Below are 436 nucleotides of genomic sequence, written 5' to 3'. Positions count from 1 at the left end.
GCACCAGATAGACCGGTCGCTGTTTCGATTCGTGATAGATGCGGCCGAGGTATTCGCCGATCACGCCGATGCCGATCAACTGGATGCCGCCGACGAACAGCATCACGGAAATCAGCGACGCATAGCCGTGCACAGGGTTGCCGAATAGCAGCGTGCGCATGACGATGTACGCGCCGTAGACGAGCGAGAGCGCGGCGAATGCGAGGCCGATGTAGGTCCACACGCGCAGCGGCACGGTGCTGAAGCTCGTGATGCCTTCGAGCGCGAAGTTCCAGCGCCGCCACCCGGAGAATTTGGAGCGTCCGCCGCTGCGCGGTGCGCGCGTGTATTCGATGATCTCGGTGCGGTAGCCGACCCACGCGAACAGGCCTTTCATGAAACGACGCCGCTCGGGCAGTGCGCAGAGCGCGTCGACGACCTGGCGGTCCATCAGGCG

At 64.0% G+C, this 436-nt stretch carries 1 pseudogene; it reads right to left on the bottom strand.

The window, feature by feature from the left end:
* Positions 1–436: pseudogene (locus tag VL15_RS38955) on the bottom strand (glycosyltransferase); the annotation flags it as partial.

Origin of the sequence: Burkholderia cepacia, assembly GCF_001039005.1 — a bacterium.
Lineage (GTDB): Bacteria > Pseudomonadota > Gammaproteobacteria > Burkholderiales > Burkholderiaceae > Burkholderia > Burkholderia theae.
This window is presented reverse-complemented; position numbering and strand designations above follow the sequence as displayed.